Genomic DNA, 14,440 nt, shown 5'->3' with positions numbered 1-14,440 from the left:
CCTCTCACATTGGTGATGGAGAAGCTATGAGTTCATCGTGTATAGAAGAAGTCAGAATAAGAAATAACCCGTGGTATCGGATTGTGAACGATATGCTCACGCGGGCAGGGGTAGAAATTAATGGCCCACGCCCCTTCGATATACAGGTTAAGCATCCCGATTTTTTTAAGCGTGTTCTGCAAGAGGGTACACTGGGTCTTGGTGAAAGCTATATGGACGGCTGGTGGGACTGCGAACGACTGGATATTTTTTTCCATAATGCCATTCGCGCCGGACTTGAGCGGCAACTCCCCCACCATTTAAAAGACACGCTACGTGTAGCCGCCGCGCGCTTAGTTAATCTGCAATCCAAAAAACGCGCGTGGATAGTCGGTAAAGAACACTATGATTTGGGCAATGACTTATTTAGCCGCATGCTTGATGAACATATGCAATATTCCTGCGGTTATTGGAAAGACGCTACTACGCTAAGTGATGCACAAAACGCCAAGCTTAAAATGATCTGCGATAAGCTGCATCTTGAGCCAGGAATGACGCTACTTGATATTGGTTGCGGCTGGGGCGGTCTGGCAGAATTTGCTGCCCGGAATTACGGCGTAGCCGTTCATGGTGTAACCATCTCCGCCGAACAACAAAAATTGGCGCAAGAGCGTTGTAGCGGGCTTAACGTTAATATTGCACTGCAAGACTATCGCGAACTGGATATGCAATTCGACCGCATTGTTTCTGTCGGCATGTTCGAACATGTTGGGCCGAAAAACTATGCCACCTATTTTAATGTTGCCGACCGCAACCTAAAACCCGACGGTATTTTCCTGCTGCATACCATTGGCTCGAATAAAACCTTTAACGGTGTTGACCCATGGATAGACAAGTACATTTTCCCTAATGGCTGCCTGCCATCAGTGCGCCAGATTGCCGATGCCAGCGAAGGTCATTTTGTGATGGAAGATTGGCACAATTTTGGCGCCGACTATGACAAAACATTGATGGCCTGGCATGAACGCTTCAATAACTTTTGGCCGGAAATTGCAGATAACTATTCAGAACGATTCAAACGCATGTTTAGTTATTATCTGAATGCTTGTGCCGGTGCCTTCCGTGCACGTGATATCCAGCTCTGGCAAGTCGTCTTCACTCGTGGCGTCGAAAACGGTTTACGGGTTCCGCACTGATTTCCACCCCGGCTCCGCCGGGGTAAATTCAATCCTTGCAAACATGTTGCATTTTCTTAACAAAATGTGAGTCCCTTCACGTTTCCTGCGCTACTTTCTTCACGAGTTTGATCCCGTTAACACTTATCTCTTTATTCATTGGAAACCGGTTTCCATGTTGTTTCACAATCAGTCCACTTTCCAAAAAACAATAGCAAGGATACCGCCATGAGCATGTACCAAAAAATGGTCAATGTGATTGAGCAAAAAGTCACGCCAATGGCAGGAGCAATGGGCTCTCAGCGCCATGTCATCGCCATTCGCGACGGTTTTATCTCCGCCCTTCCGTTTATGATCATCGGGTCTTTCTTGTTAGTGTTTATCTTCCCGCCATTCTCGCCAGACAGCAGTTGGACTTTTGCGCGATCATGGCTGAATTTCTCTCTCACCTACCGTGAACAGTTAATGCTGCCGTTTAACCTCAGCATGGGTGTGATGACGTTCTTTATTTCTGTCGGTATTGGCGCAAGCCTCGGGAAGCACTATAAGCTCGACCCGATAATGACCGGCTTACTGGCGTTTATGGCCTTTTTACTGGTCGCCGCACCGTATAAAGACGGGCAGATTTCAACGCAGTACTTCTCCGGCCAGGGCATTTTCACCGCGCTGATCACGGCGATTTACGCCAGCGAAATGTACGCGTTATTAAAACGCCACAACATCACCATCCGTTTGCCGAAAGAAGTGCCGACAGGCGTTGCGCGCTCATTTGAAATTCTGATTCCGGTTGTGGTGATTGTTGCCACCTTGCACCCGCTGAATTTATTTATTGAGTCAACCACAGGGATGATTATTCCCGAAGCGATTATGCATCTGCTGGCGCCGTTAGTTTCCGCATCCGACTCGCTGCCTGCGATTTTGATTTCCGTCTTTATCTGCCAGATTTTGTGGTTTGCCGGTATTCATGGTGCGCTTATCGTCACCGGGATCATGAACCCGTTCTGGATGGCTAACCTTTCCGCTAACCAGACCGCTCTGGCTGCGGGCAATGTCCTGCCGCATATCTATCTGCAAGGTTTCTGGGACCACTATTTGCTGATTGGCGGTGTTGGGTCAACGCTGCCACTGGCATTCTTGCTGTTACGTAGCCGTGCGATTCATCTGCGCACCATCGGCAAAATGGGCGTGGTGCCAAGCTTCTTTAACATCAACGAACCAATTTTGTTCGGCACACCAATCATCATGAACCCGATGTTCTTCTTGCCGTTTACTTTGGTACCAATGATTAACGCAACGCTTGCTTATATCGCCACAAAATTAGGTTGGGTTGCACAGGTTGTCTCGCTGACGCCGTGGACCACGCCGGCACCTATTGGCGCTTCATGGGCTGCAAACTGGGCGGTAAGTCCCGTAATCATGTGCCTGATTTGTATGGTCATGTCGGCTGTGATGTATTACCCATTCCTGAAGGCTTACGAACGCACCCTGCTGAAACAGGATGAAGAACGTAATACGCAGGAGAATGACAGCCCGATTACAGCAAACTGATATTTTTTATTGCCTGCCCGGATGGCAGGCACGTCAAACGAGGAACGAAAATGAAATACGTATTTCCTGATAATTTTTGGTGGGGCAGCGCCAGTTCAGCACCGCAAACTGAAGGTGAAACGCTCTCTTTTGGCAAGTCTGCCACCATTTGGGATCAGTGGTTTAAAGAACAACCAACCCGTTTTCATAACGGCGTTGGCCCGGCAGACACCTCCACGTTCTATAAGAACTGGAAGCAAGATATCGCCCTGCTGAAAGAGCTGAATCACAATACTTTCCGTACCTCAATTTCCTGGGCACGCCTGATCCCTGAAGGGCGCGGTGCGGTAAATCAGGAAGCTGTGACCTTCTATAATCAGGTTATCGACGAACTGCTGGCTCAGGGAATTAAGCCATTTATCAACCTGTTCCACTTTGATTTGCCGATGGTCATGCAGCAGCAAGGCGGCTGGGAAAGCCGTGACGTTGTCACGGCCTATGCGGAATTTGCTAATGTTTGCTTTGAGCTGTTTGGCGACCGCGTGAAGCACTGGTTTACTTTCAATGAGCCAGTTGTACCCGTCGAAGGCGGCTATCTGTACGACTTCCATTACCCGAACGTGGTGGATTTCAAACGTGCAGCCACCGTTGCCTACCACACCATGATCGCCCACTCTCTGGCGGTAAAGGCTTATCACGAGCGTAATGACGGCGGCGAAATCGGTATTATCCTCAACCTCACCCCTTCTTACCCACGTTCGCAAAACCCTGCGGATGTGAAAGCGGCGAACATCGCTGACCTGATGTTTAACCGCAGCTTCCTTGACCCTGCTTTGCGTGGTGAATATCCGCAAGAGTTGGTGGCCTTGTTGAAAGAGCATGGCCAGTTGCCTGCGTGCCAGCCTGGTGACAAAGAGTTGTTGGCGGCAGGTGTCGTCGATTTACTCGGTATCAACTACTACCAGCCGCGCCGCATCAAATGCCGCGATTCACTGGTAAACCCTGACAGCCCGTTCATGCCGGAATGGTTCTTTGAAGCCTACGAAATGCCAGGCCGCAAAATGAACCCGTATCGCGGCTGGGAAATCTACGAGCAAGGGATTTACGACATTCTCACCAACCTGCGTGAAAATTACGGCAACCCAAATTGCTATATTTCCGAGAATGGCATGGGCGTTGAAAACGAACAGCGCTTCGACGAGAACGGCCAGATTCAGGATGATTACCGCATTGATTTCGTGCGCGACCACCTGAAATGGCTGCATAAAGGCATCAGCGAAGGCAGCCATTGCCTCGGCTATCACATGTGGACGTTTATTGATAACTGGTCCTGGTGCAACGCCTATAAAAACCGTTACGGTTTTGTCTCGTTAAATCTCGAGACACAGCAACGCACCATCAAGAAAAGTGGCGAATGGTACAAAGCAACCGCCGCAGAAAATGGTTTTAACGATCGTACGTAATCTCCGCATACGGGCCGCGAGGCCCGTTTCTGGCTGAGAAGCGGGAAACTCACACCATGTCGAATATTAATGATGTAGCACGCCTGGCGCAGGTTTCTAAAGCAACCGTTTCGCGTGTTTTAAGCGGCAGTCGCGGCGTGAAAGAAGAGAGTCGTCAGGCCGTTTTACGCGCGGCAGAAATACTTAACTACAAGCCGAATGCTATCGCTCAATCTTTGAGTTCCCAGTCAACCAATTGCATTGGCGTTATCTGCGCAACCGAACATATTCAGCAGTCAACGGGTTATCTGCAGGCACTTGAGAAACAGCTTAATCAGCATCAGAAACATTTGTTGTTACGCTTTGCCAATGACCATGACAGTGTGGCCCAGGCAGCTCAGGAGCTTTCAAATGGGTTATGTGATGCATTAGTGGTGGTGGGCGCTCGTTTTCCGTTACCGGAACTTGATGACGAAATCATGTTGATTGATTGCCTGAGCGGTTCACATAACCTCAGTATCCAGTGTGACCATATTTTTGCTGCCGAAACGGCAGTGCACTATTTATGCAATCAAAAGCGGCGACAAATCGCTTTGATTAACTTTGCCAGTGGTGAAGCGGCAGCGCTCACACTTGAAGGTTATCATCAGGCGCTTCACAACCATGTGGTGCCCTTCAACCGCCAACTGGTGATTGACGATGAATCATCGGTGCGCATTGCGCTACAACGCTTGATAAACCGTGGAGTGAAGTTTTCTGCGCTGCTGGTCACCGATGATACGCAGGCGCAAGAAGCAGTGATGATGCTCAATCAATACCAGTTAAAAGTACCTGAGCAGGTGATGGTGTTCAGTCTTGACGGCTCAACACGAATGCCTGGTTCGAATGCTATTCCCGCAATTAAATATCCGCTGGAGAGTATTGCCCGTCGGGCGGTAGAGTTGTTGCTTGGTGAACGGCATACCAGTGATTTGGTGCGCGGAAGTTTGTTGATTGCTTAACACAGTCGGATGTCGCTTACGCTAATCCGACCTAACGCTCGAAACTGTAGGGTGGATAAGCCGTAGGCATAATCCACCGTTTCAACCTCACGCCTTCGGTAGTAACGCATCCAAAGTCGCTTCACGCTGTGCCAGCACGCGCTCAACGGTATCTACAATTGCCTGGGTTTGCGGGTCAATTTCGATATTAATACGATTGCCAAGTTTCTTGCTGCCAAGCGTGGTGCGTTCAAGCGTTTCAGGAATTAAATGCACGCAGAAACGCGATGCTGTCACTTCACCCACCGTCAGGCTAATACCATCAATGCCGATATATCCTTTATGCAGGATATATTTCATCAACGTTTTATCGCGCATTTTAAACCAGATTTCGCGGTTATTTTCTGAGGTCAAAATTTTCGCCACTTCGGCGGTGGTCATAATATGACCGGACATAAGATGCCCGCCGATTTCATCATTAAATTTGGCAGCGCGCTCAACGTTGACACTGTCGCCCACCACTAGCTCGCCGAGGTTGGTGATGCGCAGCGTCTCTTTCATAAGATCAAAGCTGACGTGGTTGCCATTGATTTCTGTGACCGTCAAACAACAGCCGTTGTGCGCAACCGACGCCCCTGTTTCAAGGCCAGGTAACATCGCGTCGGGCATTTCAATGACGTGCGTACGGAAGTTAGGTTTCTCATCAATGGAGACCAGGGTTGCAGTGCCCTGCACAATACCTGTAAACATCGTAAAGCTCCTGGTAATAATTTGGCGGCTGATAATGTGTAATACATCACTTTAACAGTTGGAAAAAATGCTTACCAGCTATCCGCACTACCCCACCATTATTTGGCTGGCGTATTCGTTTTCTGCCGCTACAATAGTCAGGCTAATTCCCCTGCGATTCCTATTTTTCTGCCATTTCTGGCGGTCTTGCTGTCTTTCTAATAACTAAAAATATTCAGGTGTTCAAATGCAGAAGTACATAGTTGAAGCCCGCCAGTTACTCGCACTGGCGATACCCGTGATCCTCGCGCAGATTGCACAAACCTCAATGGGTTTTGTCGATACCGTGATGGCCGGTGGCTACAGCGCAACCGATATGGCCGCTGTGGCAATCGGTACATCCATCTGGCTACCCGCCATTCTCTTTGGTCATGGCTTGTTAATGGCACTGACGCCAACCGTCGCGCAACTCAACGGTTCAGGCCGTCGTGAGCGTATTGCTCACCAGATTCGCCAGGGCTTCTGGTTGGCGGGATTTGTCTCGGCGCTGATCATGATTGTCCTGTGGAATGCGGGCCATATCATTCATGCGATGAAAAATATCGACCCAGAACTTGCCGATAAAGCCGTGGGTTATTTACGCGCGCTGCTGTGGGGCGTCCCGGGTTATTTGTTCTTCCAGGTTGCCCGTAACCAATGTGAAGGACTGGCAAAAACCAAACCCGGTATGGTGATGGGCTTTATTGGTCTGTTGGTCAATATTCCGGTCAACTACATCTTTATTTACGGCCACTTTGGCATGCCGGAACTCGGCGGTGTAGGTTGCGGTGTAGCAACAGCTGCGGTGTATTGGGTGATGTTTTTCTTCATGATTTCTTATGTGCGAAAAGCCCGCTCAATGCGCGATTTGAAATTGCCAAAAGGTTTTATCAAGCCCGACTGGAAAGTCATATATCGCCTGACCCAACTAGGCCTGCCGATTGCATTAGCATTGTTCTTTGAAGTAACGCTGTTCGCGGTTGTCGCATTGCTGGTCGCGCCGTTGGGGATTGTCGACGTTGCAGGCCACCAGATAGCTCTGAACTTCAGCTCGCTGATGTTCGTTTTGCCGATGTCACTTTCAGCGGCAGTCACTATCCGCGTGGGCTTCCGTCTGGGCCAGGGTTCAACACTCGATGCGCAAACCGCCGCCTGGACAGGTATTGGTGTTGGTATGTGCATGGCAACCCTCACGGCTATCTTCACCATCGTGATGCGTGAACACATCGCCCTGCTCTACAACAGCAATCCGGAAGTTGTCGCGCTGGCGGCGCACCTGATGTTACTGGCGGCGGTTTACCAGCTTTCCGATTCCGTGCAGGTTATCGGCAGCGGTGTGCTACGTGGTTATAAAGATACGCGCTCCATTTTCTTTATAACGTTTATCGCCTACTGGGTGCTGGGATTGCCAAGCGGCTATATTCTTGCACTCACCGATTGGGTTGTTGAACCGATGGGGCCAGCAGGATTCTGGACCGGCTTTATCATCGGTCTGACTTCTGCTGCGATTATGATGATGCTGCGGATGCGTTGGTTGCAACGTCAGCCTTCAATCACTATTTTGCAGCGCGCCGCGCGATAAACCCGAATAGCCGCCGTTTTGGCGGCTATTTTTCCAGCGGGTTGTGCAGATGCGCAGCAAACGAGTGAAATATGGAAGAAAATTGTGGTTTAACGCTTGCAAGGCTCGGGGGCTGCCGCTAATATTCGTCCCCGTCGTCACAGACAACACAGTGCGTCCGTAGCTCAGTTGGTTAGAGCACTACCTTGACATGGTAGGGGTCGGTGGTTCGAGTCCACTCGGACGCACCATTCTAAGTTTTACCGCAACAAACAGTGCGTCCGTAGCTCAGTTGGTTAGAGCACCACCTTGACATGGTGGGGGTCGGTGGTTCGAGTCCACTCGGACGCACCATTCATAAAGAAACATTCAAAGCTTTATCTCTCCGGTCATAAAATCCTAATTAATCCAGCTATATTTCGACTGCTCTACTCAATTCCTATTAAAAGTCTTTTCTTTGTATCTATGATTTTTGTTGCTTACCAGGGCAATGAAGACAATGTGTTACTAACGCTCCAGGCAATATTCACAAGATGACTTAATGAGACTGGAGCCAAAAGATAGCCTCATTGGGCTACCCTTTTTGTTTAATCAGCACGTAGCGGTTGAGTAGCTGATGCTGCGGTGCGACGACCCATCCCTACCGCCCATTTTTCTGAAGAACGCTCGACTACCATTATTATCCCCTCACCTTTTCTTCAGGTTTTGAGCAAAACATCCCTGTTCCGCTCAACTGTGGAGGGTATTTTGTTAGCTACCGATAATTCCACCATCAGCTTTAACAATAACCACCGTGGAAGATCGTGGGCGACTGTTTTTATCACCGTCAGGCCAGGTGGAGACGGCAGTCGGGTTTGCCGGATCGCTGATATCGTCACCAGGTTCACCGGGGTGTTGAATATTAATAAACAGCGTGCGGTTATCTGGAGTAAAGGCGATGCCGGTTATCTCACAGCCGCGCGGCCCGGTGAGGAAACGACGATATTCGTTGGTACCTGGAACAGTGGCGAGCATCTGGTTGTTGCCCATTCCCTCATAGGCTTTTTTGTTGATGGTGCTGGAGGAGACATCAGTCTGAATCCACAGTACGCCGCGATGGTCGAACGATAATCCATCTGCACTGCCAAACTCGGCCCCCTTCATTGAGCCTTTGGTTTTCTCATCTGTGCTATCCGGCTTGCCGCCTAGCACCAGGATATCCCACTTGAAGGCGGTTGATGCAGGGTCACCGTTCTCTTCCGTCCAGTGCATGATGTGGCCGTAGACATTATTAGCGCGCGGGTTGGCAGCATCGACAGGTGCTTTGCCCTCCTTGCCTCGGTCACTATTGTTGGTCAAGGTGCAATAAACACTGCCCGTTGCGTGCGAGTCGACCGCAATCCACTCAGGGCGGTCCATTTTTGTGGCACCAACGGCATCAGCAGCAAGACGCGTTTTAATCAGCAACTCACCCTGACTGGCAAATCCTTTAGTTTCATCAAGGCCCGATTGCCCATATACCAGCGGCAGCCAGGTGCCACTACCATCGTCATTGAATTTCGCCACATACAGCGTGCCTTCAGAGAGCAGGTTCATGGCGGCATCTCGCAGGCTCGCATCATATTGATTTTTGGAAATGAACTTATAGATGTATTCGAATTTCTGATCATCACCCATGTAAGCAACTACACGGTTATCCGCCGCCAGGGTAATCGCAGCGCCTTCATGTTTAAAGCGCCCTAATGCCGTGTGTTTACGTGGAGTCGATGACGGATTATAAGGGTCGATTTCTACCACCCAGCCGAAACGGTTAGGCTCATTAGGCGTTGCATCTACGCTAAAGCGCGGATCGACTTCGTTCCAGCGGTAGGATTCATCGCTGTCGCTAATGCCATAACGCTTTTCAAGGGCATTTGGCGCCGCTTTTTTAACGAATATATCCGACCAGTTTTCTTCGCAAGTCAGGTAAGTGCCCCACGGTGTATGGCCGTTGGCACAATTTTGCATAGTACCAAGCACTCTTTGCCCCTGCGGATCGTCCGCAGTTTTCATTAATTCATGATTTTTGGCAGGCCCTGTGAGGGTCATCGGTGTATTCACAGTAATACGACGCGCAAACTCAGAAGGACGAACCACGCTCCAGTTATCGCCCTCTTTTTTCACTTCAATAACCGAAATGCCCATAGCATTTTGGCCCTTGCGCACTTTATCCAGATTCCAGTTCGCCACACCGTCTTTAAACAGCAAACCGTTGTCGATGTATTCGTGGTTCATCGCCAGTAAACCGTGATTCGGCTCGTTTCCTCCCAGCGGCAAACTAAACCATGCCATACCATCGTGGTGCATTCCCGCCTGAGCGGCCTGTTCATCAGTAGTATTACTGCCATCGGTTTTAAATTCCGGCAGGTTACCCTTTAAACCTACGGCGTCTCCCCAGCGGTAAAATGGTCGCGCGATGTAGCCTTCCGGCACCCGCACGGTATCATCCGTTGAAACTTCAATACTGGTAAAACCAAGGGAAGAAGGACGTGCCAGAGCCATTTCTACGGCCCATGCAGCTTGGGATTTTAGCAACGTCGGGAAGGCTACTGCGGCGCCAGCGACTGCCCCCATTTGCAGGAATCGGCGGCGGCTCAAATACGCACTGGCAACATCGGAAAAAACGGGGTTGGTGCTGCGGTTACTGATTTCGTCGTTGTGTTCCTGTTTAAACAACGGCTTAAGAGGTCTGCTCATCATGGCTTCCTTTCGATATTGTTATCAGAAGTGAGCAGTGTAAGAAGGTTTTGTTACACATTTATAACAGCATGAGAAGGTCCTGGTTGTTTGATTACCTATGAACAAACATCCAGTAGTAATGTCACCACCCTGTAACAGGCTTAATGTTTTTAGACTACTGTTTGATTATTTTTAATAGTGAAGTTTAATGTCTGGGCCGAAGTTTTAGCTTTATTTCTTTTTCAAACAACCGAATAATTTCGGTCGCATCACCATATATTAACCTCAATCATGTGAGCAGTCTGCCACCATAAATACCTCATGCATTCCCATTTCAATAATCCTGACCTTGAGCTTTTGTGTTATCTAAATAAAAAAATATCCTTCTGAATTAGAAAGTTAACAAACCACATTTCATTTACTTTGTGATTGTTTACACCTGAAACTATTCTATTATTGCTAATTTTTATATCCCGCATCTCAGGTCGAAATGACTTATAGCAGACTTTCCTGCATGTAATTATCAAACTCGCCTAATAAAACTTAAAGTGCGTATCTGATCATATTAAAAAACTTAATACATCCTGAAATTGGCATAAAAATGCACCTCATTCTATGGTTTTAATAGACATACAATATTCATCCGTATGCATTATTGACAAACCGCAGGTATCTGAATAGGTGCAAAGATATGAAATCAATCATTAAAATGCGCATATTTTTTCCTTTCATGATTTTTGCTTTTGTTCCATCTGCAAATGCCGTCGTAGCGACCAGCACATTTCAGGTACAAATTACTATTACTGCTTCGTGCGTTGTGACCACTGGCGGCGGGGCAAATATTAATCTGGGCTCTGTCGGTAGTACTGCAACTAACACAACCGGGAATAGCTCCTTTACTGTCCAGTGCTCAAGAACCACGCCTTATTTCATCGGCCTTGCACCTTCCACCGTCAATGGTGGCAATACCACAGGTGCTGGATCTATGTCATCGGTCGATAACAGTGGAACAAATAGCGATAAAGTCCCTTATCAGTTACATCAAACATCAGGCACAGGTCCCGTCTGGGGTAATACTGCCACCACCTCCGCAGTAGGCAACGGTGTTGGTGGAACTGGTTCAGGAGTGGCGCAAACCTATACGGTATATGCAGTTGCCACCAGCGCAAACTTCGCACCTGATAGCTATGCAGACACTGTAACCGTTAACGTAAACTATTAATATAAAGGACTATTTATAAATATGAAGCCACAGACGCGAACGGTTATTGGGGTTATGTGCCTGTTATCGGCGGCAGTATTTGCACAAAATACGGTGGCAAGCGGCCTACAAGTTTCGCCTGTGACACTGACCCTACAAAGTATACAAAATGCTGATGGCATCTGGTTAATGAACCAGGGTGAAGACACCATAAATGCGCAAGTTCGTGTTTATAGTTGGAACCAGCAAAGTTATGAAGACCAGCTCAACTCTTCTCAGAATCTGGTTATTAGCCCGCCAATGCTCAAACTGGCACCCGGTGAGAAACAGTTGATTCGAGTGATTCACATGGGGCCTGCCTCAAATACTGTGGAGGAAGCTTATAGGCTGTCAATCAATGAACTGCCTCCAGCCGAACTACAAAAAAATAAAATTCAGTTCGTTTTGCATTATTCAGTTCCCGTTTTTATTCAACCGAAGGGTGCCAGCGAGCATTCAGCAAAATTGCAGTGGGGAATCCAACGTATTGGTGGTGAAGCATTTCTTGAAGTGAGCAATCAAGGGAATAGCCATGCTCAGTTGTCTGGTGCTTCATATATCAATACGCAAGGTAGAAGAAAAGAAATAACACAGGGGCTATTGGGATACGTACTTCCCGGCGCAACCATGCGCTGGAAATTGCCTGTCCCTGCCTCGGATACTGCCCCTGGAAGCAAATTAGAAGTTACTATAAATGGACAAAAAAAGGTGCAGGAACTTTAAGGTAATCATTAGAATAATGATAGTTCTTCTGCTCGGTGGAATGTTAGCGCCAGGAATTACCTCGGCCAATGATAATAATTCCATCACACCAGTGATTAGTAACGATAACGAGCATTCTAATGCAATAGATTTGTATCTTGACGTCACTTTGAATGGAAACCATATTGGCATCGAACATTTTAGTGAGCTTGCTGGTAAATTATATAGCAACAAAGAAACACTACAAAAAATAGGGTTTAAATTACCTGATGAATCGGCCCAATCGATTCGTCTTGATAGTTTAAGTCAATTACAATTTGATTATAATGTTTCATCACAAACACTGAAATTGACAGTTCCTCTTAGCACCTTGAATTTAAATACCACCAAACTCAATCAAGTTGATATTCCTCCGCCGGTCGTCTCCACATCACGGGGCATGTTACTCAATTATGATGTTTACGCAGCGCAAGGCGATGGAAGTAACGTCAGCAGCTTTACTGAATTATGCGCATTTAATTCTGCAGGGGTGCTGAGCTCAACTCAATTAACTCAATACTCCACGCAAACTGATGGAGTTACGGCCGATAACAATTTCAGTCGCCTTGATACGCAGTGGCGGTCGTCGTTTCCTGACCGTCTCCTTAGCTTAACCCTCGGTGACACACTCACCAGCAGCCTCACATGGTCGCGCCCGACACGCATCGCCGGTATTCAAATAGGCACTGATTTCAACCTGCAACCTAATATGCCGACCACACCGCTACCCTCTTTTTTAGGTTCGGCAACGGTGCCGTCAAATGTGGAATTATTTATAAATGGCATGAAATATTATAACGGAGAAGTGCCTGCGGGGAATTTTGAAATCAACACCCAGCCTAATATCAGCGGTGCGGGCTACGCACAGGTGAATATGACTGATGCATTGGGTCGAACGACGACACAGAGCTTTTCCTTTTACCAGGATCAGCAGCTATTACGCGAAGGGCTGACACAATGGTCAGCTGAACTGGGGGTGGTACGCGAAAATTACGGGATCTCTTCATTTGATTACGCCAGCACACCTTCCTTTAGTGGAACCTGGCGGCGGGGTATCAGTAACAGTTTTACAGGTGGCGTTCATTCTGAAGTAAGCAAACAGTTGCTCAATTCTGGATTCAGTATGGATTGGATACCTGGCGGTCGTGTTGGCACCCTATCAACGTCTCTGGCTATGAGCACCGACGCGGGTGACAACGGAATGTTGTATAGCCTGGGTTATCGCTGGATTGGCAGCAATTTTAACTTCAGCACCTCGACGATTGCCACCGCAGGTGATTACCGTGATATCGCCAGCCGCTATGGTTCAGCACCGCCATCACTTAATAGCAATGTTGTCGTTGGCTACAACATGCCCTCATATGGCAATGTCAGTCTGAGCTACCTGCAATATCGCTACCCACAGGAAACCTCAGTACGTTACGCGGGTGCAAACTGGTATGCGGCGGTAGCAAATAATATTTACCTCACTGCTGGCGTGAATCAAAACGTAGACGACAGCCGGGATCGGAACCTCTACCTGACTGCCACATTTATCCTTAGTAATAACCTTAGCGCCAGCAGCACAGTACAACGCACGAATGATGAAAACGGTTATATGCTTAATGCCAGCCGTACCCAACCTTCAGATGGGGGTTGGGGCTGGAATCTTGCAGCAAGCCAACAATCTTCCCAACAAAACGGCCAGGGAGAATTGGGTTACCTGGGTCGCTATGGCAAAGTTTACAGCGGTTTTAACCGCACTTCCGATACGCAGTATGCCTATGCTGGTGGTAGCGGCGCCCTGGTGATGATGGGGGGCGGTTTGTTTGCCGCGCGCACAATTGATGATGGCTTTGCCGTTGTCTCCACCGACGGTATTCCTGATTTGCCAATCAAACTGCAAAACAATCTCATCGGCACCAGCAACAGCCAGGGCTTGCTGCTAGTGACGCCAATTAAAAGCTATGAAAATAATCTGTTAAGCATCGACCCGATGAACTTACCCGCCAATACGCGTATCGACCAGGTTAATGCTTACGCAACACCTGCCGACCGTTCTGGTTCGCTAGTCAAATTTGGTATTACACCGGTTCGCGCCGCGCAAATAATCGTGGTTGATGCACAAGGAAAACCGATTGAGGAAGGGACACAGGTAGAGCTGAATGCTAAGCAAAACCAGCAAACCATCGTGGGTTTTGATGGTCTGGTTTATTTCGATACGCTGGAACTGCATAACACATTAAAAGTGATGGCCGCCAAAGGCACTTGCTCAGTGCAGTTCGATTACCCGCAGAAGGCTGCCAGCATTGCGCAACTTGGCCCACTCGTTTGTCGTTAAGGACGAGATG

Annotated in this window: 10 protein-coding genes and 2 tRNA genes; 10 read left to right on the top strand and 2 right to left on the bottom strand. The window is 48.3% G+C overall.

Annotated features, from left to right (window positions below; all coding sequences use genetic code 11):
* Positions 1–26 precede the first annotated feature (26 nt).
* The 4 genes from cfa (at position 27) to EDF88_RS00825 (ending at position 5,124) form a co-directional block, all read left to right on the top strand.
* Positions 27–1,175 (top strand): cyclopropane fatty acyl phospholipid synthase, encoded by a 1,149-nt coding sequence (gene cfa / locus EDF88_RS00840; RefSeq protein WP_134182273.1) that lies wholly within the window; start codon positions 27–29, stop codon positions 1,173–1,175.
* A 207-nt stretch (positions 1,176–1,382) separates the two neighbouring features.
* Positions 1,383–2,702 (top strand): PTS sugar transporter subunit IIC, encoded by a 1,320-nt coding sequence (locus EDF88_RS00835; protein WP_064511772.1) that lies wholly within the window; start codon positions 1,383–1,385, stop codon positions 2,700–2,702.
* Between the two features lie 50 nt (positions 2,703–2,752).
* Entirely contained in the window at positions 2,753–4,144 is a 1,392-nt protein-coding gene (locus tag EDF88_RS00830; protein ID WP_134182271.1) for a glycoside hydrolase family 1 protein, read from the top strand.
* A 56-nt stretch (positions 4,145–4,200) separates the two neighbouring features.
* The gene (locus tag EDF88_RS00825) at positions 4,201–5,124 is read left to right on the top strand and encodes a LacI family DNA-binding transcriptional regulator (RefSeq protein ID WP_064511774.1); all 924 of its coding nucleotides are present in this window, start codon (positions 4,201–4,203) and stop codon (positions 5,122–5,124) included.
* An 87-nt stretch (positions 5,125–5,211) separates the two neighbouring features.
* On the opposite strand, the gene EDF88_RS00820 is transcribed toward EDF88_RS00825, so the two are convergent.
* Complete coding sequence (locus EDF88_RS00820; RefSeq protein ID WP_134182269.1) at positions 5,212–5,853, bottom strand: riboflavin synthase subunit alpha; 642 nt, start codon at positions 5,851–5,853, stop codon at positions 5,212–5,214.
* Between the two features lie 226 nt (positions 5,854–6,079).
* Between EDF88_RS00820 and mdtK the strand changes: the two genes are divergently transcribed.
* From mdtK to EDF88_RS00805, 3 genes are all read left to right on the top strand, one after another.
* Positions 6,080–7,453, top strand: a complete 1,374-nt coding sequence (gene mdtK, locus EDF88_RS00815) for an MdtK family multidrug efflux MATE transporter (protein ID WP_064511776.1) — start codon at positions 6,080–6,082, stop codon at positions 7,451–7,453.
* 153 nt (positions 7,454–7,606) lie between these two features.
* A tRNA-Val gene (locus tag EDF88_RS00810) sits at positions 7,607–7,683 on the top strand.
* Positions 7,684–7,709: 26 nt separating this feature from the next.
* Positions 7,710–7,786 (top strand) — tRNA-Val (locus EDF88_RS00805).
* Between the two features lie 396 nt (positions 7,787–8,182).
* On the opposite strand, the gene EDF88_RS00800 is transcribed toward EDF88_RS00805, so the two are convergent.
* A complete protein-coding gene (locus EDF88_RS00800) occupies positions 8,183–10,147 on the bottom strand; it encodes a PhoX family phosphatase (RefSeq protein WP_134183212.1) in 1,965 nt (654 codons plus the stop codon).
* 712 nt (positions 10,148–10,859) lie between these two features.
* Between EDF88_RS00800 and EDF88_RS00795 the strand changes: the two genes are divergently transcribed.
* From EDF88_RS00795 to EDF88_RS00785, 3 genes are all read left to right on the top strand, one after another.
* On the top strand, positions 10,860–11,351 hold the full coding sequence (locus tag EDF88_RS00795) for a spore coat protein U domain-containing protein (protein WP_243839579.1): 492 nt from the start codon (positions 10,860–10,862) through the stop codon (positions 11,349–11,351).
* A 54-nt stretch (positions 11,352–11,405) separates the two neighbouring features.
* Positions 11,406–12,092 (top strand): molecular chaperone, encoded by a 687-nt coding sequence (locus tag EDF88_RS00790; protein WP_243839578.1) that lies wholly within the window; start codon positions 11,406–11,408, stop codon positions 12,090–12,092.
* Between the two features lie 418 nt (positions 12,093–12,510).
* Positions 12,511–14,430, top strand: coding sequence for a fimbria/pilus outer membrane usher protein (locus EDF88_RS00785; protein WP_243839563.1), 1,920 nt, complete (start codon positions 12,511–12,513; stop codon positions 14,428–14,430).
* The last annotated feature ends 10 nt before the right edge of the window (positions 14,431–14,440 follow it).

The organism is Buttiauxella sp. BIGb0552, from assembly GCF_004366275.1.
GTDB lineage: Bacteria > Pseudomonadota > Gammaproteobacteria > Enterobacterales > Enterobacteriaceae > Buttiauxella > Buttiauxella gaviniae.
Note: the sequence above shows the minus strand (reverse complement) of the source record. Positions and strands in the feature narration are given on the sequence as shown.